The organism is Allocoprococcus similis, from assembly GCF_054660775.1.
Genome location: NZ_BAAHSG010000007.1, coordinates 72,356 through 95,048 on the forward strand (window position 1 = coordinate 72,356; position 22,693 = coordinate 95,048).

The 22,693-nt window shown below is 45.9% G+C and carries 20 protein-coding genes; 18 read left to right on the forward strand and 2 right to left on the reverse strand.

Annotated features, from left to right (window positions below):
- Positions 1-61: 61 nt before the first annotated feature.
- Genes ACYQ5K_RS04180 through ACYQ5K_RS04200 form a run of 5 tightly spaced genes read left to right on the forward strand, consistent with a single transcriptional unit; the run spans position 62 to position 6,185 of the window.
- Entirely contained in the window at positions 62-1,255 is a 1,194-nt protein-coding gene (locus tag ACYQ5K_RS04180; protein ID WP_178024724.1) for a type II secretion system F family protein, read from the forward strand.
- 45 nt (positions 1,256-1,300) lie between these two features.
- The gene (locus ACYQ5K_RS04185) at positions 1,301-2,728 is read left to right on the forward strand and encodes a hypothetical protein (protein WP_178024722.1); all 1,428 of its coding nucleotides are present in this window, start codon (positions 1,301-1,303) and stop codon (positions 2,726-2,728) included.
- Complete coding sequence (locus ACYQ5K_RS04190) at positions 2,725-3,390, forward strand: hypothetical protein (protein WP_459777283.1); 666 nt, start codon at positions 2,725-2,727, stop codon at positions 3,388-3,390. Before ACYQ5K_RS04185 ends, ACYQ5K_RS04190 begins: the two co-directional genes overlap by 4 nt.
- A gap of 6 nt (positions 3,391-3,396) precedes the next feature.
- The gene (locus ACYQ5K_RS04195; protein ID WP_459777284.1) at positions 3,397-5,067 is read left to right on the forward strand and encodes a GspE/PulE family protein; all 1,671 of its coding nucleotides are present in this window, start codon (positions 3,397-3,399) and stop codon (positions 5,065-5,067) included.
- 47 nt (positions 5,068-5,114) lie between these two features.
- Positions 5,115-6,185 carry a type IV pilus twitching motility protein PilT gene (locus ACYQ5K_RS04200; protein WP_459777285.1) on the forward strand — a complete coding sequence of 357 codons (1,071 nt, stop codon included), beginning with the start codon at positions 5,115-5,117 and terminating at the stop codon, positions 6,183-6,185.
- Positions 6,186-6,273: 88 nt separating this feature from the next.
- Here ACYQ5K_RS04200 and ACYQ5K_RS04205 read toward each other — a convergent pair whose 3' ends face one another.
- Complete coding sequence (locus ACYQ5K_RS04205) at positions 6,274-7,083, reverse strand: ABC transporter permease (RefSeq protein WP_459777286.1); 810 nt, start codon at positions 7,081-7,083, stop codon at positions 6,274-6,276.
- Complete coding sequence (locus tag ACYQ5K_RS04210) at positions 7,076-7,843, reverse strand: ABC transporter ATP-binding protein (RefSeq protein WP_173688612.1); 768 nt, start codon at positions 7,841-7,843, stop codon at positions 7,076-7,078. The genes ACYQ5K_RS04205 and ACYQ5K_RS04210 overlap by 8 nt, the downstream gene beginning before the upstream one ends.
- 187 nt (positions 7,844-8,030) lie before the next feature.
- Between ACYQ5K_RS04210 and ACYQ5K_RS04215 the strand changes: the two genes are divergently transcribed.
- The 13 genes from ACYQ5K_RS04215 (at position 8,031) to ACYQ5K_RS04275 (ending at position 22,673) form a co-directional block, all read left to right on the forward strand.
- Entirely contained in the window at positions 8,031-8,693 is a 663-nt protein-coding gene (locus tag ACYQ5K_RS04215) for an epoxyqueuosine reductase QueH (protein ID WP_459777287.1), read from the forward strand.
- Positions 8,694-8,769: 76 nt separating this feature from the next.
- On the forward strand, positions 8,770-10,149 hold the full coding sequence (argH, locus tag ACYQ5K_RS04220) for an argininosuccinate lyase (protein ID WP_008372312.1): 1,380 nt from the start codon (positions 8,770-8,772) through the stop codon (positions 10,147-10,149).
- Positions 10,150-10,332: 183 nt separating this feature from the next.
- Positions 10,333-11,418: an aspartate-semialdehyde dehydrogenase gene (gene asd / locus ACYQ5K_RS04225; RefSeq protein WP_459777288.1), complete on the forward strand. Its 1,086-nt coding sequence runs from the start codon at positions 10,333-10,335 to the stop codon at positions 11,416-11,418.
- A gap of 100 nt (positions 11,419-11,518) precedes the next feature.
- The gene (gene ppk1, locus ACYQ5K_RS04230) at positions 11,519-13,624 is read left to right on the forward strand and encodes a polyphosphate kinase 1 (protein WP_173688608.1); all 2,106 of its coding nucleotides are present in this window, start codon (positions 11,519-11,521) and stop codon (positions 13,622-13,624) included.
- Between the two features lie 115 nt (positions 13,625-13,739).
- Positions 13,740-15,791: a DNA topoisomerase gene (locus tag ACYQ5K_RS04235; RefSeq protein WP_195230325.1), complete on the forward strand. Its 2,052-nt coding sequence runs from the start codon at positions 13,740-13,742 to the stop codon at positions 15,789-15,791.
- Entirely contained in the window at positions 15,788-16,459 is a 672-nt protein-coding gene (locus tag ACYQ5K_RS04240; RefSeq protein WP_195230328.1) for an LbetaH domain-containing protein, read from the forward strand. Before ACYQ5K_RS04235 ends, ACYQ5K_RS04240 begins: the two co-directional genes overlap by 4 nt.
- 6 nt (positions 16,460-16,465) lie before the next feature.
- Positions 16,466-17,269, forward strand: coding sequence for an MBL fold metallo-hydrolase (locus ACYQ5K_RS04245; protein ID WP_195230330.1), 804 nt, complete (start codon positions 16,466-16,468; stop codon positions 17,267-17,269).
- 427 nt (positions 17,270-17,696) lie between these two features.
- Positions 17,697-17,918 carry a hypothetical protein gene (locus ACYQ5K_RS04250; RefSeq protein ID WP_195230332.1) on the forward strand — a complete coding sequence of 74 codons (222 nt, stop codon included), beginning with the start codon at positions 17,697-17,699 and terminating at the stop codon, positions 17,916-17,918.
- A 110-nt stretch (positions 17,919-18,028) separates the two neighbouring features.
- Complete coding sequence (gene recA, locus ACYQ5K_RS04255; RefSeq protein WP_459777305.1) at positions 18,029-19,102, forward strand: recombinase RecA; 1,074 nt, start codon at positions 18,029-18,031, stop codon at positions 19,100-19,102.
- Between the two features lie 8 nt (positions 19,103-19,110).
- A complete protein-coding gene (locus ACYQ5K_RS04260; RefSeq protein ID WP_195230456.1) occupies positions 19,111-19,722 on the forward strand; it encodes a regulatory protein RecX in 612 nt (203 codons plus the stop codon).
- Positions 19,723-19,794: 72 nt separating this feature from the next.
- Positions 19,795-21,345 carry a ribonuclease Y gene (rny, locus tag ACYQ5K_RS04265; RefSeq protein ID WP_008372294.1) on the forward strand — a complete coding sequence of 517 codons (1,551 nt, stop codon included), beginning with the start codon at positions 19,795-19,797 and terminating at the stop codon, positions 21,343-21,345.
- A 180-nt stretch (positions 21,346-21,525) separates the two neighbouring features.
- The gene (locus ACYQ5K_RS04270; protein ID WP_459777289.1) at positions 21,526-22,065 is read left to right on the forward strand and encodes an NUDIX hydrolase; all 540 of its coding nucleotides are present in this window, start codon (positions 21,526-21,528) and stop codon (positions 22,063-22,065) included.
- Between the two features lie 65 nt (positions 22,066-22,130).
- Positions 22,131-22,673: a stage II sporulation protein M gene (locus tag ACYQ5K_RS04275; protein ID WP_459777290.1), complete on the forward strand. Its 543-nt coding sequence runs from the start codon at positions 22,131-22,133 to the stop codon at positions 22,671-22,673.
- Positions 22,674-22,693: the final 20 nt, after the last annotated feature.

Here is a 22,693-nt window from a genome sequence, read left to right on the forward strand (position 1 = left end):
AAGATCCATCATGTGAAAATGACATGGTTTGATGTTAGACAGAAGAGAGGATTTGTGGAGGATGGCGAAATTTCGATATGTCGCAAAAGACATGGGCGGAAAAACCTACAGAGGAACGACAGAGGCGACTTCAGAGGCGGCACTGATCCAGCAGCTTCGGGAACAGGAGCTGTTTCTGGTAGAATCGAAGAACCTGACAAAAGTAAAAGGATATAAGAAATTAAAGGCAAAACAGCTGGCAGCATTTTGCCGGGAGCTTTCTACGCTTCTGGCATCTGGTGTCAGCCTTGTGCGTGCTATGGATATTCTGGTGGACCAGGAAGGACTGGATCCAAAAGAAAAGGAGATCTATAAAGATGTACTTCAGGATCTGAGAAAAGGGGTTCCTCTTTCTGAGGCGATGGAGTCCAAACAATGCTTCCCGGATCTGATGATCGGAATGCTCCGGTCAGGGGAGGGAAGCGGAAATCTTGATCAGGTGACAGACCGTCTTGCCGTGCAGTATGAAAAAGAATATAAGCTGACACAGCAGGTTCGCTCTGCAATGACTTATCCTTGCATTCTTCTGGTGCTGTGTGTAGCGATCGCAATTTTGATCGTTACCTTTATTCTGCCACAGTTCCAGTCTTTGTTTGATCAGATGGACAGCCTTCCGTGGGTGACGACCGTTCTGATTGCAGCTTCTGATTTCCTGACAAAGAAATGGTATCTTGCGATCCTGATCGTAGTGATTGTTTTTGCACTGGTCCGGATTATTATGGGAATCCCGGCAGTCCGACATCAGATCGATTACCGGAAGGTTCATCTTCCAATATTTGGAAAACTTTTCAAAGTTGTCTATACGGCACGTTTTGCCCGTACTTTAAGCAGTCTGTATTCCAGTGGTATGCCGATTGCACTTGCAATCAGTGTTGCCGGGAAAACGATCGGCAATGTCTATATCGAGGAACAGTTTGAAGAAGTTGTGACCGAGGTCCGGAGTGGTGTGCCGCTTTCACGGGCACTCAGGCAGGTGGATGGACTGATGAAAAAACTTGCCAGTACGATCCTGGTCGGTGAGGAAAGTGGACGGCTGGATGTGATGCTAGATTCGATTGCCGTGTCTATGGAAGAAGAGGCAGAGCAGGCGACAAAGCAGATGGTTACATTACTGGAACCGATCCTGATCATTTTTATGGCGCTGATCGTCGGATTTATTATGATTGCAGTCATGCTTCCAATCTATCAGTCTTATGCAGCAATTGAAAATGCATAGCAGGTGATTACAGGAAGCTGAGTTTAGATACAAAGGAGGAACAAGATGAGCGATACCGTCATCATTTTGCAGGATGAATGTATTCTTGCTGCTGAAGGAAAGGCAGGCAAATCACCAAAGATCCAGAAGGTAGAACGGATACCGATCGATGTATTTGGAGATCCTTTTGAACAGTGGAAAGAGGCATTGGATAAATATAAAAAGAAACACAACCCATCCCAGGTGAGACTGGTGCTTCCGACATCCTACTCATCTGCCAGAGTAACGCAGATCCCTTATGCCAAGGGAAGACAGCTTACCAGGCTTGCGGAGAATGTCATGGCGGAAAATGGCAGTGACTGGGTACAGGATTATGCGGTGATCAAAGCAGACAGAAAGAAAGGAATCTGTCTGTGCTGCGGAGGCGCGGAAGAGGATGTCCTGAAAAAGATCCGGGAGCTGACAAAAGAGGTCGGGATTTCGGTTCAGTGGATTTCTGTCCCGATGGAGTGTTATCTGAATACACTGGGACAGTTGAAATCCTACCAGAATGATACTGAGATCGTTCTCCTGTTTGAAGAAGGAAGTGTGACGAGCATTTTGTTCCGGGAAGGCCAGTATCTGTATTCTACAAGAAGCCGCATCTTCAGTGAGAGAGGAACGCTGGATTTTGGTACGGAGATCGTGCGGAATATTTCCGGTATTTTGCAGTTCTACTCCACCACAAAATCTGATGTGCCGATCACAAAAGTATTTTACGCCGGATGCAGTACGGATGATTTTGAAGTCAGTGAGGACGGAATCCATGCGATGAATCTGGAAGTAGAACCGTTGGATGCAGAATTTGATTTTGCCCCTCCAGAAAATGTGGATGACTGGCTGATCTGCATTGGTGCCATGATCAGTACCAGGCAAAAAGAGATCAATTTAAACAAGGTCTGGAAAGGAGAGGGCACGGCTGGTGTAACGAAAAAAGAAAGTCTTGCAAAGCATCTGATGTTTCAGGCGATTACGTTTGGTATCTGCCTTGTGGCCTTGATCGCAGTGATGGTCTGGAATTATGCAGAATCTCACAAGAATGAGAAAATTGAAGACTGGATCAACGATCCGCAGATCCAGAGCGAATATCAGGAAGCAAATGCGGTACGTGAAGAGAGCGACCGGCTGGATTCCATACAGAATCAGGTCGAACAGACGAAATCCAATCTGGCAACCTATCCGGATCTGGATGCGGAGATGATCGCGAAGATCGTGGATGTGGGCGGAAGCGCCATGACAGTCCAGATTAAGACGATGGATTCCGAGACGGGAGAGCTTACATTTAATGCGGTCAGCTCGGCGGTTATTGATATTCCGGCATATGTAAGAAAACTTTCCGAGACAGGGCTGTTTTCAACGGTAAATTACAGTGGATATTCGTACAATGACGGAGAATATTCGCTGATGCTTTCCTGTGTGTTAAAGGGAGCAGAGACAGGAGGTGAGGATCAGTGAAAATCGATATGGAATTAAAACCAGGTGACGTGGTCCTTTTAAAGGTGCTTGCCTGTGTATTGATCCTCTTTTTCATGGCGCGTTTTCTGATCTTTCCGGGAATGGAAAAACATCAGGATCTGGTGGCAAAAAAAGACGACCTGACGATCGAGAAGCAGGAAATGCAGTGTACGATCAGCAGTAAGGCATCGACGGAGAAGAAAATCGCGACGCAGAAAGAAAATCTGAAAAAAGCACAGGAAGGTTTTTATGACCTGATGGAAAACCGGGAGGTCGATTCCCTGATTACGGGGCTTGCACTGAAACACGATCTGTTTCCGGTGTATTTGAATATTGAAGATCCGGTGGCAGGTATTCCGGCGGCATATCAGCTTTCTGAAGCTTCAGAAGATTCTTCGGCAGAAGAGTCGCAGAGTACACTTCCGTATGTTCAGTATGTGAATACGACAACGGTTACGATCACTCTGCAGGGACAGGAAGCGCAGATCCGGGAACTTCTGGATGATATTGCGAAGAACTATCCGGGAATCCAGGTGCGTTCTTTTGATATGCAGTCCGGCACTTATGTGGACAGCAGCCTGCAGAAGACAGAGCAGATGAACTGTAATTGTGTACTGGCTGTATACACCTGTGGAGAACTTAGTAATACTAAAGGAGAGTAAGCGAACGTGAAAAAGAATCTGAGAATCGGAGAGATTCTGGAAGAAAAGGGTTATGTGACCGGAGAGCAGATGTCACAGGCACTTGCCTATCAGAAAGAACATAGAGAGATGCGAGTTGGACAGATTCTGATGGAACTGGGATTTGTCACGGAAAATCAGGTACTTGAAGCACTGGCGAACAGACTGAACCTGGAAATTGTAGAAGTATCACAGATCCAGGTCAATCTGCAGGCAGTAGGGATGATTTCGAGAGAGCTTGCGGAAAAAAATCTTTTCCTTCCGGTCAGTCTGAAAGGAAAAGTACTGGGACTTGTCACTAATGATCCACTAAATTATTTCGCACTGGAAGAAGTCAAGCAGCAGACCGGGTGTCAGCTGGAGATTTATTTGAGTGAGGAAGTACCGCTGCGTAAGGCGATTTCCTACTATTATGCGGAAGTCAATGCGCGGAATGCGGCAGAGCAGGCGAATGTGGGATTTGCGACAACGGAGGAACTGGAGATCGAAGATCTGGATGCTTCCAATGATGAGGCACCGATCATCCGGCTTTTAAATTCGCTGATCGAGCGTGCAATCAAAACCGAGGCGAGTGATATTCATATTGAACCATTTGAAAAAGAGACGAAAGTCCGTATGCGTATCGACGGTGTGATCATGGAATATGTCACGATCCAGAGAAATATTCATGCACCATTGATCGCCCGTATCAAAATCCTGTCCAATTTGGATATCGCAGAGAAGAGAATCCCGCAGGACGGACATTTCCGTGTTAAGATCAATGACAGTTTTGTCAATATCCGTGTTTCCGTTTTGCCGACAGTGTTTGGGGAAAAAGCGGTTCTGCGTATCATGGCAGCAACCGGACATATGGAGCATGCAGATCATTTTGGAATGGATGATTTCAGCTATAATCAGTTTTTTCCGATGCTGAATTATCCGAATGGAATTATTTATATTACAGGACCGACCGGAAGTGGAAAATCAACGACACTTTATATGGTTCTGGAATATTTGTCCGGAAGACATGTCAATATTTCCACGATTGAGGATCCGGTGGAAAAGAACCTGCCGGATATCAACCAGACACAGGTTAATCCGGTAGCCGGTCTGACCTTTGATGTAGGACTGCGGGCCCTGATGCGTCAGGATCCGGATATCATCATGGTCGGAGAGACTCGTGACGGTGAGACTGCCGGAACATCGGTCCGGGCTGCGATCACAGGGCATATGGTTTTAAGTACCCTTCATACCAATGATGCGGTATCAAGTATTGTCCGTCTGGAAGACATGGGCGTGGAGACGTATCTGGTTGCCAATTCTCTTGTCGGACTTGTAGCACAGAGACTGGTTAGAAAAGTGTGCCCGCACTGTGCAAGACAGATGGAGACAACCGAACAGGAACGTCTTTTCCTTGGGGAGGATGTGCGTGTGGTTACAAGGGGAACCGGATGTACCAAGTGTAATAACACCGGATATAAAGGTCGGGTTGCAGTTCATGAGATCCTTGCGATCAACAATGATATCCGGCGGATGATCATCAATCATACATCGATCGAAGAGATCACACGATATGCAAGAGAAGTGCAGCATATGCGGACGCTGAAGGAAAGTGGACTGATCCTTGTGAAGGAAGGGAAGACAACGCCGGAAGAGCTGCTTAAGATCAGTTACGAATAAAGCGGTTCTGCTTTTTGGCAGAACGGGGAAGATGGAGGAAAGAAGAGATGTCACAGCTTGGAAACAGTCAGGAAAAAATAGATACGATCATCCGTGAGGCAAGAGAAAAAAAGGCTTCGGACATCCATCTTTCGGAAGGAATGCCGGTCTGGTACCGTGTCAACGGACGCCTGATCCAGGCAGAGACACAGATACCGTCAGAAGAAATGGCAGAGATGCTGACGGACATTTTAAGTGAGCGTCAGAGAAAACTGTTTGATACGGGAAAGGATGCGGATTTTGCGATCCGTACTTCAGATGGTCATCGCCAGAGAGTCAATGTGTTTCGTCAGCAGAAGAAGATGGCGGCAACGATCCGCCTTCTGAACGCGCATATTCCGACGCTGGAAGAACTGAAGATGCCAACGCTTCTTTATCAGCTGGCAGAAGAGCCACGCGGTCTGATCCTGGTGACAGGACCGACCGGAAGTGGAAAATCAACCACACTTGCGGCAATGATCGAGCATATGAACCAGGTCAGTGACCGCCATATTATTACGATTGAAGATCCGGTTGAGTATGTCTATGAGAATAAAAAGTCCCTGATCCATCAGAGGGAGGTAGGAGAAGATGTGGAAAGCTTTGCAGCGGCACTTCGCAGTGCACTCCGTGAAGATCCGGATGTGATCCTGGTGGGAGAGATGCGTGATTATGAGACGATCCAGGCAGCACTTCTTGCAGCAGAGACAGGACATCTGGTGCTTTCAACACTGCATACGACCGGTGCGACGCAGACGGTAGAACGTATCATTGATGCCTGCCCGACCAGTGGACAGAATCAGGTGCGCATCCAGCTTGCCGGGACCTTAAAGGGGATCATCAGCCAGTGCCTGATCCCGTGTGAGGGCGGTATGGCGCGTGTGGCGGCGACAGAGCTTCTGACCGGTACGGATGCGATCCTGAATCTGGTCAGAGAGGGAAAGACACATCAGATCGGAAGTATCATGCAGGTCAGCGGAAATGCAGCGATGCATACCCTGAATATGGATCTGTCAAGACTGGTAAAGCAGGGCTATATTTCCAGAGAAAATGCGCTTGCCTATACGAATAATAAGGCGGAGATCCAGCAGTATCTGTAAGGACGGAGCCGGAAAATCATAACAGAAAAGTGGAGCAGTACCACGGAGAAAATCCGGTGGTTACTGCTCCATTATGATTCGAGCAAGATTATCCGGAAATTTTACACCGGCCCAGATACCATTTTTCAACCAGTCCGATCAGTGCGTACAGCAGCATGGCGATCACGCAGAGGATACAGATACTCATCAGCAGCCAGTCGAGCTTGAAGACCTGGCTTCCATAAATGATCATATAGCCAAGCCCTTCCCTGCCGCCGATAAATTCTCCGATGATCACACCCACCAGGCAGAGCCCGATATTGACTTTCATGGTGCTGATGATCGCCGGAATACAGCTTGGAATGACCACTTTGGTGAGCGCATGAAGCCGGTTTCCGTGAAGTGTATAGATGAGCATGATCTTATCGGAATCTACTTCGGAAAATTCGGAGTAAAGGTTCAGGATACTTCCGAAGATCGCAACCGACATTCCGGCTATAATGATCGTTGTGCGGTTTGCACCGAGCCAGACGATGAGCAGCGGGGCGAGGGCAGATTTTGGCAGGCTGTTCAGGACCACCAGATAAGGCTCCAGGATTTCCGAAAGCTTCCGGAAGAGCCAGAGAAGGACGGTGACAAAAAGGCTGAAGAAGATCACCAGGATAAAACTGACCAGGGTTTCGTAAAGGGTTATTCCAATATGACGGAAAATACTGCCGTCACCGGTCATTTCCAGAAAACACAGGGCAATCCGGGAAGGGCTGCTGAAAATGAAAGAGTCGACCAGCCCTGTATTTGCTGCAAATTCCCAAAGGAAGAGAAAGGCAAGCAGGATGGAGACTCTGGAAACGGCAACGATCCGTTTATGTCGGCGGTGCATATTCAGGTAATGCAGCTGGTTTTTAGATAGTTCATTCATCCGGGTTCAGCTCCTTCCAGATCAGATTGAAATAAGTCTTAAATTCCGGGGCATTGCGGCGGGCAAGCGGGGAAAGTCCCGGATCAGAAAAGGAAACATTGACCGTCTGCCCGATGGTTGCCGGTCGGCTTGTGAGAACAAGGATCCGGTCGGCGAGACTGACTGCTTCGGCAAGGTCATGGGTGACAAGGATCGCTGTTTTTTTCTCTTTTTTGATAATCTGCCCGATGTCATCACTTACATTTAACCGGGTCTGATAATCCAGGGCAGAAAACGGTTCATCCAGAAGCATGATATCCGGTTTCAGGACCAGTGTGCGGATCAGTGCGGCTCTCTGGCGCATTCCACCGGAAAGCTCGGACGGTCTTGCATTTGCAAAGGCATTCAGACCGTATTGTGTAAGAAGGGCTCTTGCCAGTGCGCGGGAACGGGTGGTCAGTGCGTGTTGGATCTCGAGACCGAGAAGAACGTTCTGATAGATGGTACGCCATTCGAGCAATTCATCCTTTTGCAGCATATAGCCGATGCAGGAGGTATTGTCCGGATGATAGCTGCCGTTTATTTTGATGAGACCTTTTTCCGGGGTGAGAAGACCCGCAATCAGGTGGAGCAGCGTGGATTTTCCGCACCCGGAGGGACCGACCAGAGCAATAAATTCTCCTTCGCGGACCGAAAAGGTGATGTCTTTCAGAGCGTAGGTTTCTCCTTCCAGTGTATGGTAAGCATAATGAACGTTTTTCAGTTCCAGTGCATATTGCATGATAATCCTCCAGATACAGAAACGATCACTTTCTTTTACTTTCAGTTTATGAGAAATAAAAAAAAGCGTGTGTGAATCCGGCGGGAATGGAGTGGAAAAAGAAAAACAGGGCAGAAAAGATATTGTGCGAAGAGAATAGCTGCACTATAATAAGAAGCAAATCTGCAATATGAGGAGAGATGAACAGATGCAGAAAAAAAATTACCAGAAAGAACTGGATAAAAAGATAGAACAGATCGTATCGGAAAAGAAGGTTCCACGCCTGTTCCTTCACAGCTGTTGTGCACCATGCAGCAGTTATGTGCTGGAATATCTGTCGGAATATTTTGAGATTACGGTTTTTTATTACAATCCAAATATTTTTCCTGAGACCGAATTTGAAAAGCGGATCCATGAACAGGAGAAGTTGATCCGTGAGCTTCCGGCGAAGCATACGATCCATTTTCAGGCGGGAAATTATGACAGTGAAAAATTTTACGAGATGGCGAAGGGACTGGAGATGATTCCGGAAGGCGGTGAGCGGTGCTTTAAGTGCTATGAACTCCGGCTACGGGAGGCGGCAAAGCTTGCCAAAGAGGGTGACTATGATTATTTCACCACCACACTTTCCATCAGTCCGCTGAAAAATGCGCAGAAGCTGAATGAGATCGGGGAAAGACTTGCCGGGGAATATGGAGTGGCTTATCTGGTTTCGGATTTTAAAAAGAGAAATGGATATAAGCGTTCAACCGAGCTGTCAAAGATTTACGGACTTTACCGCCAGGACTATTGTGGCTGTATTTATTCCAAAAATCAGAGAGAACGGGAAAAGAAACTCCGGGAGGAAGAGGGAAGTTCTGTGAAAAGTTAAGAGGGGAACTTTACAGAATCCGACATTCTGTGGTACACTAAAGCACAGAATTACGTTGAAGAAAAGAGGGAAAGCTATGGCACAGTTATGGGGAGGACGTTTTACGAAAGAAACCGACAAACTGGTTTATAATTTCAATGCGTCCATTTCATTTGATAAACGATTTTATGAGCAGGATATCCAGGGAAGCAAGGCACATGTTATGATGCTGGCAAAGCAGGGGATCCTGACAGACGATGAGAAGCAGCAGATCCTGGACGGACTGGAGAGTATCCGCAGGGATGTAGAGAGCGGAAAGCTTGAGATTACAGAGGAATACGAAGATATCCACAGTTTTGTAGAGGCAAATCTGATCGACCGGATCGGGGATGCAGGGAAGAAGCTGCATACCGGAAGAAGCCGTAATGACCAGGTTGCACTGGATATGAAGCTTTATACAAGGAGCGAGATCACAGCACTGCAGGGACTGGTTGTAGATATGCTCCGCGAACTTCTTGCGATCATGAAGGACAACACCGAGACGATCATGCCGGGATTTACCCATCTGCAGAAAGCACAGCCGATCACACTGGCACATCATATGGGCGCTTATTTTGAGATGTTTAAAAGAGACCATATGCGTCTGAAAGATATTTACAAGAGAATGAATACCTGTCCGCTTGGATCCGGAGCACTTGCAGGAACCACTTATGATCTGGACAGAGCATACACCGCAGAGCTTCTCGGATTTGACGGACCGACACTGAACAGTATGGATTCGGTATCGGATCGCGATTATCTGATCGAGCTGATGAGTGCACTATCTACGATCATGATGCACTTAAGCCGTTTCTCGGAAGAGGTGATCATCTGGAATTCCAATGAATATCAGTTTGTCGATATCGACGACAGCTACAGCACCGGAAGCAGTATCATGCCGCAGAAAAAGAATCCGGATATTGCAGAACTTGTTCGTGGAAAGACAGGACGTGTATACGGTGCGCTGACTTCGATCCTGACTACGATGAAGGGAATTCCGCTTGCTTACAATAAAGATATGCAGGAAGACAAGGAACTGGTATTTGATGCCATCGACACTGTCAAGGGATGTCTGGCTTTATTTACCGGAATGCTCGCAACCATGAAATTCAATAAAGAACGTATGCTGGAAAGCTGCAGACACGGATTTACCAATGCAACAGATGCAGCTGACTATCTGGTAAATCATGGCGTACCGTTCCGTGATGCACATGGAATCGTAGGAAAGCTGGTACTTTATTGCATTGATAAGAAGATTGCGTTAGATGATATGTCGCTGGAAGAATATAAGGAGATATCTCCGGTATTTGAAGAAGATATTTATGATGCGATCAGTATGGAGACCTGTGTCAATAAGAGAAATACGATCGGTGCACCTGGACCGGAAGCTATGAAAAAGGTGATCGCGCTTCACGAAGCGTATCTGGAAGAGTGCTAATCGTTATAAGGAAAATGCGCATTGCTGGTCACAGGTACTGGGAACAGTAACATGAGCGTTAATAAGTAGACATAGTTTTTCAATTGTCAGGGTTGAAAAATGTCGGAAAATGCGCTATGATATACAAATCACGCGTACAAATGTGCGCATCAAAAAGACAAAACAGGAAATGAGGACATAAAAATGGATCAGAAATTAAGAGTAGGTATTCTTGGTGCAACAGGAATGGTAGGACAGAGATTTATCTCTCTGCTGGAAAATCATCCGTGGTTTGAGGTAGTAACACTGGCTGCAAGCCCGCGTTCCGCAGGAAAGACATATGAAGAAGCAGTCGGAGACCGCTGGAAAATGGACACTCCGATGCCGGAAGCAGTCAAGAAGATCGTTGTACATAATGTCAACGAGGTAGAAGAAGTTGCAAAGACAGTTGACTTTGTATTCAGTGCAGTTGATATGTCAAAAGATGAGATTCGTGCGATCGAGGAAGCATACGCAAAGACAGAGACACCGGTTGTATCTAATAACAGTGCCCACAGATGGACACCGGATGTACCGATGGTAATCCCGGAAGTAAACCCGGAACATTTTGCAGTTATCGAAGACCAGAAAAAGCGTCTTGGAACTACAAGAGGATTTATCGCAGTAAAACCAAACTGTTCGATCCAGAGCTATGCGCCTTGCCTTGCAGCATGGAAAGAATTCGGACCGAAAGAACTGGTTGTTACAACCTACCAGGCAATTTCGGGTGCAGGAAAAACCTTTAAAGACTGGCCGGAAATGGTAGAGAATATCATTCCATTCATCGGCGGAGAAGAAGAAAAGAGCGAGCAGGAACCGCTTCGTGTTCTCGGCAGAGTTGAAAATGGACAGATCGTAAAAGCAGATTCTCCGAAGATCACATGCCAGTGTGTACGTGTACCGGTTCTTAACGGACATACCGCTGCCGTATTTATCAATTTTGAAAAGAAACCAACCAAAGAGCAGCTGATCGAAAAACTGGAAAGTTTCAAAGGCTTCCCGCAGGAAGCAGAGCTTCCGAGTGCACCGAAGCAGTTCATCCGCTATATGACAGAAGACAACCGTCCGCAGGTAAAACTGGATGTAGATTATGAGAACGGAATGGGAATCTCGATCGGACGACTCAGAGAAGATTCTATTTATGATTACAAATTTATCGGACTTTCCCACAATACAGTCCGTGGTGCGGCAGGCGGAGCAGTTCTGTGCGCAGAGACTCTGACTGCAAAAGGATTTATCACAAAGAAATAGCTTTTGCGGGGAAGTTTAAAAGAAGTTAACTTTTCTTTCTTCTGATTCAGTGGTAGAATGAAATCATACCAGTGTAAAGGAAGATTGAAGGTGGGCTAATATGAAAAAAGAAATGCAGAACTATACACAGAACAGAGAACTGTCCTGGCTGAAGTTCAATCAGAGGGTACTGGAGGAAGCAAAGGATTCTTCAGTACCCCTTCTTGAAAGAATGAAGTTTGTATCCATTTTTACAAGCAACCTGGACGAATTTTTTATGATCCGCGTAGGAAGCCTGTATGATATGTCGCTTACGGATAACAGCACGATCGACAGCCGTTCGGGGATGAATCCGAAAGAGCAGCTGGATGCAATCTTTGCGGCTGTGGCACCATTGTATAAAGAGAGGGACAAGACCTACTCGGAGATCAAGAAGCTGCTGAATCCATACGGTGTCTGTGGACTATCGATAAAAGAGCTGGAGCAGCAGGAAAAGAAGTATGTGAAAAAGTACTTCAAAGACCAGATCCTACCGATTCTGTCTCCACAGATCGTGGATGCCAATCATCCGTTCCCGCATCTGCTCAATAAGGAACTGTATGTGATCGCAAGTCTGAAGCAGAATGGAACTTCCATGATCGGAATCGTACCGGTTCCACAGTTTGTGTCAGATATCTTATATCTTCCGGGCCATGATATCCGTTATATCCGTATGGAAAAGGTGATCATGGAATATCTGGATGTGGTGTTCGACAAATACGAGGTATCGAACAAGAATTATATCTGCGTGACAAGGAATGCAGATGTGTCGCCGGATGATGAGGCACTGGAGATCAATGATGATTTCCGCCTGCTGATGCAGGAAACCCTTCACAAGCGCCGCAGAATGGCAGTTGTCCGCATGGAGACAGCGGAGCCGCTGGATAAGGAACTGGAAAAGTATTTCTGTGACAAATTTAAGATCATACCGGCACAGATCTACCGGACCAAGATGCCGATGAAGCTGGATTATATTTTTTCGATTATGGATAAGGTTCCGGCATCGTTGAAACGTTCTCTGATCGACGAACCGTTTACTCCGCAGCCGTCCCGCTATCTGACGGATGGAAAAGTGATTCCGCAGGTAAAGAAAAAAGATATACTTCTTTCTTATCCGTATGAGAGTATGGATCCGTTTCTGCGTATGATCAAGGAAGCGGCTTATGATCCGACCGTTCTTACGATCAGGATCACAATCTACCGTCTGGCAAAGAAGGCACGGCTGGTAGAGTACTTATGTGCAGCGGCCGAGAACGGCAAAGAGGTTACGGTTTTGATCGAGCTGAGAGCCAGATTCGATGAACAGAACAATATTGACTGGTCCGAACGTCTGGAAGAAGCAGGATGCCGTGTGATTTACGGATTTGAAGGTTATAAGGTGCATTCCAAGATCTGCCTGATCACTTACCGGAACCGCAACAATATCGAATACATTACGCAGGTGGGAACCGGAAACTACAATGAAAAGACGGCAACCATGTACACTGATGTATCGCTGATCACAGCGGATAAGGGAATCGGAGAGGATGCAGCCATCTTCTTCAAGAATATGTCCATTGGCAATCTCAATGGAAGCTATCAGCACATTATTGTTTCACCGACCAGTCTGAAACCAAAGGTGCTTTCGCTGATGGATGAGGAGATCAAAAAGGGAACGAACGGGCGGATCATCATGAAGATGAACTCTGTGACGGATGTAGATTTTATCCAGAAGGTTTCCGAGGCATCAAATGTAGGGGTGAAGGTGGATCTGATCGTCCGTGGGATATGCTGTATCCTGCCGGGAGTCAAAGGGTACACAGAGAATCTCCGTGTGACCAGTATTGTCGGACGTTATCTTGAGCATCCACGTATTTTCCTTTTTGGAACCGGAGCGGATCAGAAGATCTATATCGGTTCCGCAGATATGATGACGCGTAATACGGAAAAACGCGTGGAAGTGGCATGTCCGGTTTACGATGAAACTATCAGGAAACAGCTGACACATATGCTGAAGATCATGCTGGCAGACAATGTAAAAGCGCGTGAATTAAAGAGTGACGGCAAATACTACAAGAAAGAAAAAGGAACTTCAAAAGTCAATTCCCAGGAATATTTTATGCGTGAAGCAATCACCGTCAGACATCCGGAAGGACGGACAAGAGAAAGCTTCATTGATAAAATCCGGAAGATTTTTCGAAGAAAATAATTTGTTTTATGTTCTGAATATGATATGATAAAAAAGTGGAGCTGGTATCAGCTTCACTTTTTAAACGCTGTGAGAGCGGTTATGGCGTGAAAATACAGGAGTACAAAATTATTATATGGGTAAATCGGTATATATTGCAGAAAAGCCGAGTGTGGCACAGGAATTTGCCAAGGCACTGCATTTGAATTTGAAAAGAAAAGACGGATATCTGGAATCAGATGAGGCGATCGTAACCTGGTGTGTTGGTCATCTTGTCACGATGAGCTATCCGGAAGTATATGATGAAAAGTATAAGAGATGGTCTTTGCAGACACTGCCATTCATTCCGCAGGAATTTCTCTATGAGGTGATACCGGGAGTAAAGAAGCAGTTTGAGATTGTAAAAGGAATCCTGACCAGGAAGGATGTAGACCGGATTTATGTCTGTACCGACTCGGGAAGAGAAGGAGAATACATTTACCGTCTGGTGGAACAGATGGCAGGCGTAAAAGGGAAAGAACGCCGGCGTGTGTGGATCGACTCCCAGACGGAGGAAGAGATCCTCAGAGGAATCCGTGAGGCGAAGGATCTGTCGGAATACGATAATCTGTCAGCGTCGGCCTATCTCCGTGCGAAGGAAGATTATCTGATGGGAATCAACTTTTCCAGACTTCTGACACTCAAATATGGAAACAGCATTTCCAATTATCTTGGGAATAAATACACGGTTGTATCTGTCGGACGTGTGATGACCTGTGTCCTTGGAATGGTCGTAAGGCGGGAACGGGAGATCCGTGAATTTGTGAAAACGCCGTTCTATCGTGTGATCGAATCGGTAAATGTAGACGGACATACTTTTACCGGTGAGTGGCGTGCGGTGAAAGGCTCGGCTTATTTTGAGTCTCCAAAGCTCTACAAAGAGAATGGGTTTAAAGAGAAAGAGGAGGCCAAAAAGCTGATAGCTGCTTTGAAAGAGGGAACATCCCCTCTTACATGCCGGATTGTATCCATCGAAAAGAAAAAAGAGAAAAAGAATCCGCCACTTCTGTTTAACCTTGCAGAGCTTCAGAACGAATGCTCCAAACGCTTTAAGATCAGTCCGGATGAAACGCTCCGCATTGTGCAGGAGCTTTACGAGAAGAAGCTTGTCACCTATCCGAGAACAGACGCCAGAGTGCTTTCGACGGCAGTATCAAAGGAGATCACAAAGAACCTGAACGGACTGAGTAAATACCAGACGGCTGCACCATATATGCAGGATATCCTGCAATACGGAGCATATAAAAATCTGGCAAAGACGCGTTATGTCAATGACAAGCAGATCACGGACCATTATGCGATCATCCCGACAGGACAGGGACTTTCAGCGCTGAATTCGGTATCTGCAACGGCTCATCATGTATATGATGTGATCGTCCGGAGGTTTCTGAGTATCTTCTATCCTCCGGCAGTTTATCAGAAAGTGGCACTGGTAACACAGATCGGAAAGGAACAGTTTTTCTCCAACTTCCGTGTGCTTGCGGAAGAAGGATATCTGAAGGTGGCAGGGGTCCCTGCACCAAAGAAAAATGCAAATGGAAATGACGCGGAAGGAGATGGAAGTGATAACAATGTGGATCTGGATGCCGCATTTTTCGCATCCATCCAAAAGTTAAAAAAAGGTGATATCCTGGATGTGAAATCACTGGATATCAAAGAGGGAGAAACTTCACCGCCGAAGAGATACAATTCCGGTTCCATGATCCTTGCAATGGAAAATGCAGGTCAGCTGATCGAGGATGAGGAACTTCGTGCGCAGATCAAAGGAAGCGGGATCGGAACCAGTGCGACCAGGGCGGAGATTCTGAAAAAGCTTTTCAATATCAAATATCTGGCACTGAATAAAAAGACGCAGGTGATCACACCGACGCTTCTTGGAGAAATGATCTATGATGTGGTGTTGAATTCTATCCGTTCACTTCTGAATCCGGAGCTGACGGCAAGCTGGGAAAAGGGGCTTAACTATGTGGCAGAGGGAGAAATTACATCGGATGAATATATGACAAAACTGGATCATTTTATTGTCAGCAGAACCAATGGGGTATTGGGACTGAATAACCAGTATCAGTTAAGAAGCTGCTATGACAGGGCAGCAGCATTTTATAAAAAAGAAACCAAAGGCAGAGCATCGAAAGGAAAGAAAGAATGAAAGAAATAACGGTTAAAGAAATGTATACACTGGAAGAGACGATCGCAAAGGATTTGTTTGAAGGAGTGACCTACCCGTGGGAAGTACTTCCGAAAATCAGCAGTTTTATCCTGGAACTGGGTGCGTCTCTTCCGGAAGAAGAGTATGAAAAACGTGGAGAAAATGTGTGGGTTGCCAGAACCGCAAAGATTGCACCGACTGCATTTATCGGCGGTCCGGCGATCATCGGAAAGGACGCAGAGGTAAGACACTGTGCGTTTATCCGTGGAAATGCGATCGTAGGAGAAGGCGCAGTTGTCGGAAATTCTACCGAGCTGAAAAATGTGGTTCTCTTCAATAAAGTACAGGTTCCACATTATAATTATGTGGGGGATTCAATCCTTGGATACAAGTCACATATGGGAGCAGGTTCTATCACATCTAATGTGAAATCCGATAAAAAACTGGTGGTTGTAAAGACGCCGGAAGGAAATATCGAGACCGGTATGAAAAAGTTCGGTGCGATGCTGGGTGACCATGTAGAAGTCGGATGTGGAACCATTCTGAACCCGGGAAGTGTAGTAGGACCGCATACCAATATTTATCCACTTTCTTCGGTGAGAGGATTTGTGCCGGGAGGAAGTATTTACAAATGTGCAGGTGAAGTGGTTGAAATGAGACAGGAGTAATGACGGATGAGGCTTACAATACTTGGAACGGGAAATGCAACAGTAACGGAATGCTATAATACCTGTTTTGCCCTCTCGGATGGAAACAGGCATTTTCTGGTGGATACCGGCGGCGGAAACCGTATTTTAAAGACGTTAAAAGACACCGGGATCCAGCTGGAAGACATTCACGATATTTTTATTACCCATGAACACATCGATCATCTTCTGGGCGTGATCTGGCTGATCCGGATGATCGGGCAGAAGAAGATCGGCCAGGGAAAATATGAGGGGAATCTGCGGATCTACTGCCATGAAGAGCTGGCAAGATCGATCCGCACGATCGCAGAACTTACGATCCAGAAAAAGGTGACGAAATATTTTGATGACCGGATTCTTTTTGTGCCGGTGCATCACGGAGAGACAAAGGAAATCCTTGGCTGTCCGGTCACTTTTTTCGATATTTTTTCCACGAAGGCAAAGCAGTTCGGGTTTACGATGCTGCTTCCAGACGGAGTGAAGTTTACCTGCTGCGGTGACGAACCATACAATGAGAAAGATTATGAATTTGTGAAAGGCAGCGACTGGCTGACCCATGAGGCGTTCTGCCTGTATGGAGAAGCAGATAAGTTCAAGCCTTATGAAAAGCACCACAGTACCGTGAAAGAAGCATGTCAGCTTGCCGAGGAGCTTCAGATTCCGCATCTGATCCTGTATCATACGGAGGAGACGCATCTTAAGGAGAGGAAAGAGCTTTATACGCGGGAAGGACGGGAGTACTATCGCGGGGAGTTGTTTGTGCCGGATGATCTGGAAGTGTTTGAGCTTTAGATTGTTGGACGGGCGGTCTGCGGGGATAGAAGACGGACGCGATTTTAATAAAATAAACCGGGCAGATTTAGTTGTGCAGGGCATTCCGATGAGCCTCTGAATGCGAAAATTATGTCAGCAGTGGCTTCCATAATTTTTGAGTCTCATCTCCATTGCACAAAAGACAATCTGCCCGGTTTATTTTATCTCAGTCGAGAAGACTCCCACCTCTTCAGGTGGTGAGTAATAGCAAATTTGTCTCAGTGGGAGTCCAATCTCCGACTGAGATAAACGCTCCGCGAGGATGCGCAGTGATTCTGATAGGAATATGTCAGCTTCGCTGACCAGAATCACGCGCCAAGTCTCACGGATGTTCGACTTGTATAAAAGCGCTGTGCGCTGGCTATGAGGGGCAGACCCTGGGTGCTGGAGAGTTGAAAGCTGTGATGTGAGAGAAAGGGAGATATCCGGCGCAAAGAGGGGGAATTATGAGAGGTTCAGAAGGAGAGGGAGGAAAAGAGAAGAAGTGTTCTGGTTGTGGGGAAAGGGGGAGATGTGTTATGATGGGGAAGTCAGAAGCTTTGGGGATCTGGGCGTGAAAGGTTTTCGGGAGGGGTTCGGTTTCTTCTCCGGGAGAGCGTGGGCGCGAGGATCTGTTTTAAAAATGTAGTTGACAAACCAGAACATATGTACTAATATAGAACCAGAACAAACATTCGTTCGATGGAGAGCGTGGGCGAAGAATCTGGGATAAGGAGATTAATGATGGCGAATAACACAATGAATGATGAGAATAAAAAGAAAGCATTAGACGCAGCAATTGCAAAGCTTGAGAAAGATTTTGGTAAGGGAGCAGTTATGAAGCTGGGTGATCCGGCGGCACAGGTGCATGTTGAGACGGTTCCGACCGGTTCTCTGAGTCTGGATCTGGCACTTGGTGTTGGTGGTGTTCCGAAAGGACGTATTATTGAAATTTATGGACCTGAATCAAGTGGTAAGACGACCGTTGCATTACATATGATCGCAGAAGTACAGAAAAGAGGCGGCATTGCGGGATTTATCGATGCAGAGCATGCACTGGATCCGGTATATGCGAAGAATATCGGTGTAGATATTGATGAACTTTACATTTCGCAGCCAGACAGCGGAGATCAGGCACTGGAGATCACTGAGACAATGGTACGTTCCGGTGCGATTGACATTATCGTAGTCGATTCTGTTGCGGCACTTGTTCCGAAGCAGGAGATTGAGGGTGATATGGGTGATACACATGTAGGTCTGCAGGCAAGACTGATGTCACAGGCACTCAGAAAGCTGACACCGGTTATCAGTAAATCAAACTGTGTTGTAATCTTTATCAACCAGCTGCGTGAGAAGGTTGGTGTTATGTTCGGTAATCCGGAGACAACAACCGGGGGACGGGCACTGAAGTTCTATTCATCTGTCCGTATGGATGTCCGCAGAACTGAGACTCTGAAGCAGGGCGGAGAGATGGTTGGTAACCATGTCCGCGTGAAGATCGTGAAGAATAAAATTGCACCTCCGTTCAAGGAAGCAGAATTTGATATCATGTTCGGAAAAGGAATTTCCAGAGAAGGAGATATTCTGGATCTTGCGACGAAGATCGATCTGGTCAATAAGAGTGGTGCGTGGTATGCATACAACGGAGAAAAGATCGGTCAGGGACGTGAGAATGCAAAGTCTTATCTGACTGCACATCCGGAGATTATGGAAGAGATTGAAGAAAAAGTCCGTGCGCATTACGGAATCGGTGCAGAAGGGCAGGAAGCAGCAGAAGAACCGGCACAGGCTGCTCCGGCAGATGCTGAAGAAGTGATGGATGAGGAAGAATAAAACATATGATGAGAATTACCCGAATCGAGCCAGTTACAAAGACAAAGTATCGGGTATCTGTTGATGAGCAGTTCGCCTTTGTGGTTTACAAAGGCGAACTGTCCCGTTTTCACCTGAAAGAAGAGTGTGAACTGACAGAGGATACTTATGCAAAGATCAAAGAAGTCCTTTTGAAGCGGGCAAAGCTTCGTGCGATGCACCTGCTCAATGACATGGCAAGAACTGAATTCCAGCTCAGGGATAAACTAAAGCTGGGCGGTTATCCATCGGAGATCACAGAAGCGGCGGTTGCCTATGTGAAATCATTTGGATATATCAATGATGATGCCTATATCCGAAACTTTATAGACAGCAGGAAAGATAAAAAGAGCAGACGGGAGATTTATGCCCTTCTGAGACAGAAGGGCGTGGATATGAACCGGGCGGAAGAGATCATGGAAGAGATGTATGAAGTGCATTCTGATCAGGAAGCAATCCGGGAGCTTCTTCGCAAAAAACACTGGGATTTTGCCTGTACAGATCCGAAAGAAAAGCAGAAAATATATGGATATTTGGTGCGGAAAGGATTTCGTTACGAAGATATCCGTCAAGTAATACAAGTTTGCGATTGGAATGCTTGACATATTTGTGAAAACAGTATAGAATTTAAGTGTTGTATTTGTACAATGAAAACTAAATAAGGAGGTGCTCCTGTGCTGATACCTATAATTATTGCTGTAGTTGTTACGCTTATAGTAGTAATGCCGGTTACTTATTTTGTTACTGTTTCCAAGCTGAAGAACGATGCGAATTCTAAGATTGGGAACGCTGATGTAAAAGCAAGGGAAATTATTGATGATGCTTTGAAGACAGCAGAGACAAAGAAGAAGGAAGCACTTTTGGAAGTAAAGGAAGAGTCCATCAAGACAAAGAATGAACTTGAAAAAGAGACTAAGGAACGCAGAGCTGAACTTCAGCGTTATGAAAAGCGTGTACTTTCAAAAGAAGAATCTCTGGATAAGAGATCTGCGGCAATTGAGCAGAGAGAGACTGCATTTACTGCAAAAGAGACAGCGATGAAGCAGCGGGAGGCTGAAGTTGAAGAACTCAGCCAGAAAAGAGTACAGGAACTAGAAAGAATCTCAGGACTTACCTCCGAACAGGCAAAGGATTATCTATTAAAAACTGTTGAAGAAGATGTGAAACATGACACTGCCAAGATGGTGAAAGAGCTTGAAACACGTGCAAAGGAAGAGGCTGACAAGAAGGCGAAAGAATATGTTGTCACCGCAATCCAGAGATGTGCGGCAGATCATGTGGCTGAAACTACGATCTCGGTAGTTCAGCTTCCAAGTGACGAGATGAAGGGTAGAATTATCGGACGAGAGGGACGGAATATCCGTACTCTTGAGACACTGACAGGAGTAGAACTTATTATTGATGATACTCCGGAGGCAGTTGTTCTTTCCGGATTTGATCCAATTCGAAGAGAAGTGGCAAGAATTGCACTGGAGCGTTTGATCGTAGATGGACGAATCCATCCTGCAAGAATCGAAGAGATGGTTGAGAAAGCGCAGAAAGAAGTAGAGACTATGATGCGCGAAGAAGGAGAGGCTGCAGCACTTGAAGTTGGTGTACACGGCATCCATCCAGAACTGATTCGTCTTCTTGGACGTATGAAGTTCAGAACGAGCTACGGTCAGAATGCACTGAAGCATTCGATCGAGGTTGCTCAGCTTTCCGGATTGCTTGCGGGCGAGATCGGGCTGGATGTCCGTATCGCAAAGCGTGCAGGTCTTTTACATGACATCGGTAAATCGATCGATCACGATGTAGAAGGTTCACATGTTCAGATTGGTGTAGACCTTTGTAGAAAATACAAAGAGTCACCGCTTATAATCAATGCGGTAGAAGCACATCATGGTGATGTAGAACCACAGTCTCTGATTGCAGGCGTTGTTCAGGCAGCAGATGCGATTTCAGCTGCAAGACCAGGTGCAAGAAGAGAAACCTTGGAGACATACACAAACAGATTAAAACAGTTAGAAGATATTACCAACCAGTTTAAAGGGGTTGAAAAGTCATTTGCTATTCAGGCGGGTAGAGAGATTCGCGTAATGGTAGTTCCAGAACAAGTATCTGATGATGATATGGTATTGCTGGCAAGAGATATTTCAAAACAGATTGAATATGAATTGGAATATCCAGGTCAGATTAAAGTAAATGTAATCCGGGAATCCCGTGTTACAGATTATGCTAAATAACACGATAATCAGAAAATGACAGCCGTTCAAAAGATTAGATCTTTTGGATGGCTGTATTTAATTTGCGCAAGCAACGAGCCAAAGTCCGTGCTTGCACGAGGCTCTGGCGACTGCCGCGATAACTTGAGAAATTCGCGGAGCGTGTTTCTCATAATTATGTGAAAAGGGAGTGTAAAACGGATGGAAAAAGAGATCAAACGTGTAAAAAGAGAGCGGGTATATCAGGGAACGATCGTTGATGTATATAAAGATTATATGGAATTTTCCAATGGAAACCATGAGGTGTGGGATTATATCCACCACAAAGGGGCTGCGGCTGTGATCCCTGTGATGGATGACGGCAGACTCCTGATGGTAAGACAGTACCGGAATGCACTGGACCGCTTTACACTGGAGCTTCCGGCAGGAGGGCTGGACCAGGCGGATGAACCGGGACGAGACTGTTCGGCAAGAGAATTGGAAGAAGAGACCGGTTATCGCAGTGATGATCTGGAATGGCTGATCACTCTTCGGACAACCGTGGCACTTTGCAACGAAAAAATCGAAGTTTATGTGGCACGAAACCTGATCCGTACCCATCAGCATCTGGATGAGAATGAATTTGTGAATATAGAGGCACATACGGTTGAAGAATTGAAGCAGATGATCTTTGAAGGAAAGATTGAAGATTCCAAGACTGCAGCCGCCATCCTTGCCTATGATGCCAAGTATAATAGATAAAGTGCACGCATAATTGACAGCTCCGGTCATATAATGAACTATGTGAAATTATTGGAGGCCGGAATGTGGAATTTTATCGGAAGAAATATCAGCTGCCCATGCTATATCTGATCGGTTTTGGAACGGGTATCTTATATGCTAATTTTATTGCGAAAAATTATGTTACGATGACTGGAATTTTCCATGAATATTTTCTAAATCAGTATACACAGGTGAAAATCATAAATGAAGATTACCTGTGGTACCTGCTCAGATGGAGAGTGATGCCTCTGGCGTTAGCGGTCTGTGTGGCAAATCTGGGGTTTCGCAGACTGACAGCAACCGGAATCCTCCTTTGGACAGGCTTTGCGGCAGGGATACTGTCTGTAGCGGCAGTTTTAAGGATGGGACTTCGCGGAATGCTGCTGTGTATTGCCGGTATTTTCCCGCAATATATTTTTTATGTACCGGCATATCTGCTATTGATCCGGTATTATTACCGTTATCCGCAAAGTGAATGGAATGGAACAAAAACAGGATTTACTGTTATGATGATTGTGGCGGGAATTTTGTCTGAGGTATATTTAAACCCCGGGATTGTACGTTGGTTTGTTAAGGTTCTTACATAGCAGGAATGTGTTCAGCCACA

Bases quoted from the DNA above. Each gene is read 5' to 3' on its own strand.
- ppk1 (WP_173688608.1), top strand. From the start codon at position 11,519: ATGAAAAAAGAAATGCAGAACTATACACAGAACAGAGAACTGTCCTGG.
- argH (WP_008372312.1), top strand. From the start codon at position 8,770: ATGGCACAGTTATGGGGAGGACGTTTTACGAAAGAAACCGACAAACTG.
- ACYQ5K_RS04260 (WP_195230456.1), top strand. From the start codon at position 19,111: ATGAGAATTACCCGAATCGAGCCAGTTACAAAGACAAAGTATCGGGTA.
- ACYQ5K_RS04215 (WP_459777287.1), top strand. From the start codon at position 8,031: ATGCAGAAAAAAAATTACCAGAAAGAACTGGATAAAAAGATAGAACAG.
- ACYQ5K_RS04240 (WP_195230328.1), top strand. From the start codon at position 15,788: ATGAAAGAAATAACGGTTAAAGAAATGTATACACTGGAAGAGACGATC.
- ACYQ5K_RS04270 (WP_459777289.1), top strand. From the start codon at position 21,526: ATGGAAAAAGAGATCAAACGTGTAAAAAGAGAGCGGGTATATCAGGGA.
- asd (WP_459777288.1), top strand. From the start codon at position 10,333: ATGGATCAGAAATTAAGAGTAGGTATTCTTGGTGCAACAGGAATGGTA.
- ACYQ5K_RS04185 (WP_178024722.1), top strand. From the start codon at position 1,301: ATGAGCGATACCGTCATCATTTTGCAGGATGAATGTATTCTTGCTGCT.
- ACYQ5K_RS04210 (WP_173688612.1), bottom strand. From the start codon at position 7,843: ATGCAATATGCACTGGAACTGAAAAACGTTCATTATGCTTACCATACA.
- ACYQ5K_RS04245 (WP_195230330.1), top strand. From the start codon at position 16,466: ATGAGGCTTACAATACTTGGAACGGGAAATGCAACAGTAACGGAATGC.
- ACYQ5K_RS04180 (WP_178024724.1), top strand. From the start codon at position 62: ATGGCGAAATTTCGATATGTCGCAAAAGACATGGGCGGAAAAACCTAC.
- recA (WP_459777305.1), top strand. From the start codon at position 18,029: ATGAATGATGAGAATAAAAAGAAAGCATTAGACGCAGCAATTGCAAAG.
- ACYQ5K_RS04205 (WP_459777286.1), bottom strand. From the start codon at position 7,083: ATGAATGAACTATCTAAAAACCAGCTGCATTACCTGAATATGCACCGC.
- ACYQ5K_RS04235 (WP_195230325.1), top strand. From the start codon at position 13,740: ATGGGTAAATCGGTATATATTGCAGAAAAGCCGAGTGTGGCACAGGAA.
- ACYQ5K_RS04200 (WP_459777285.1), top strand. From the start codon at position 5,115: ATGTCACAGCTTGGAAACAGTCAGGAAAAAATAGATACGATCATCCGT.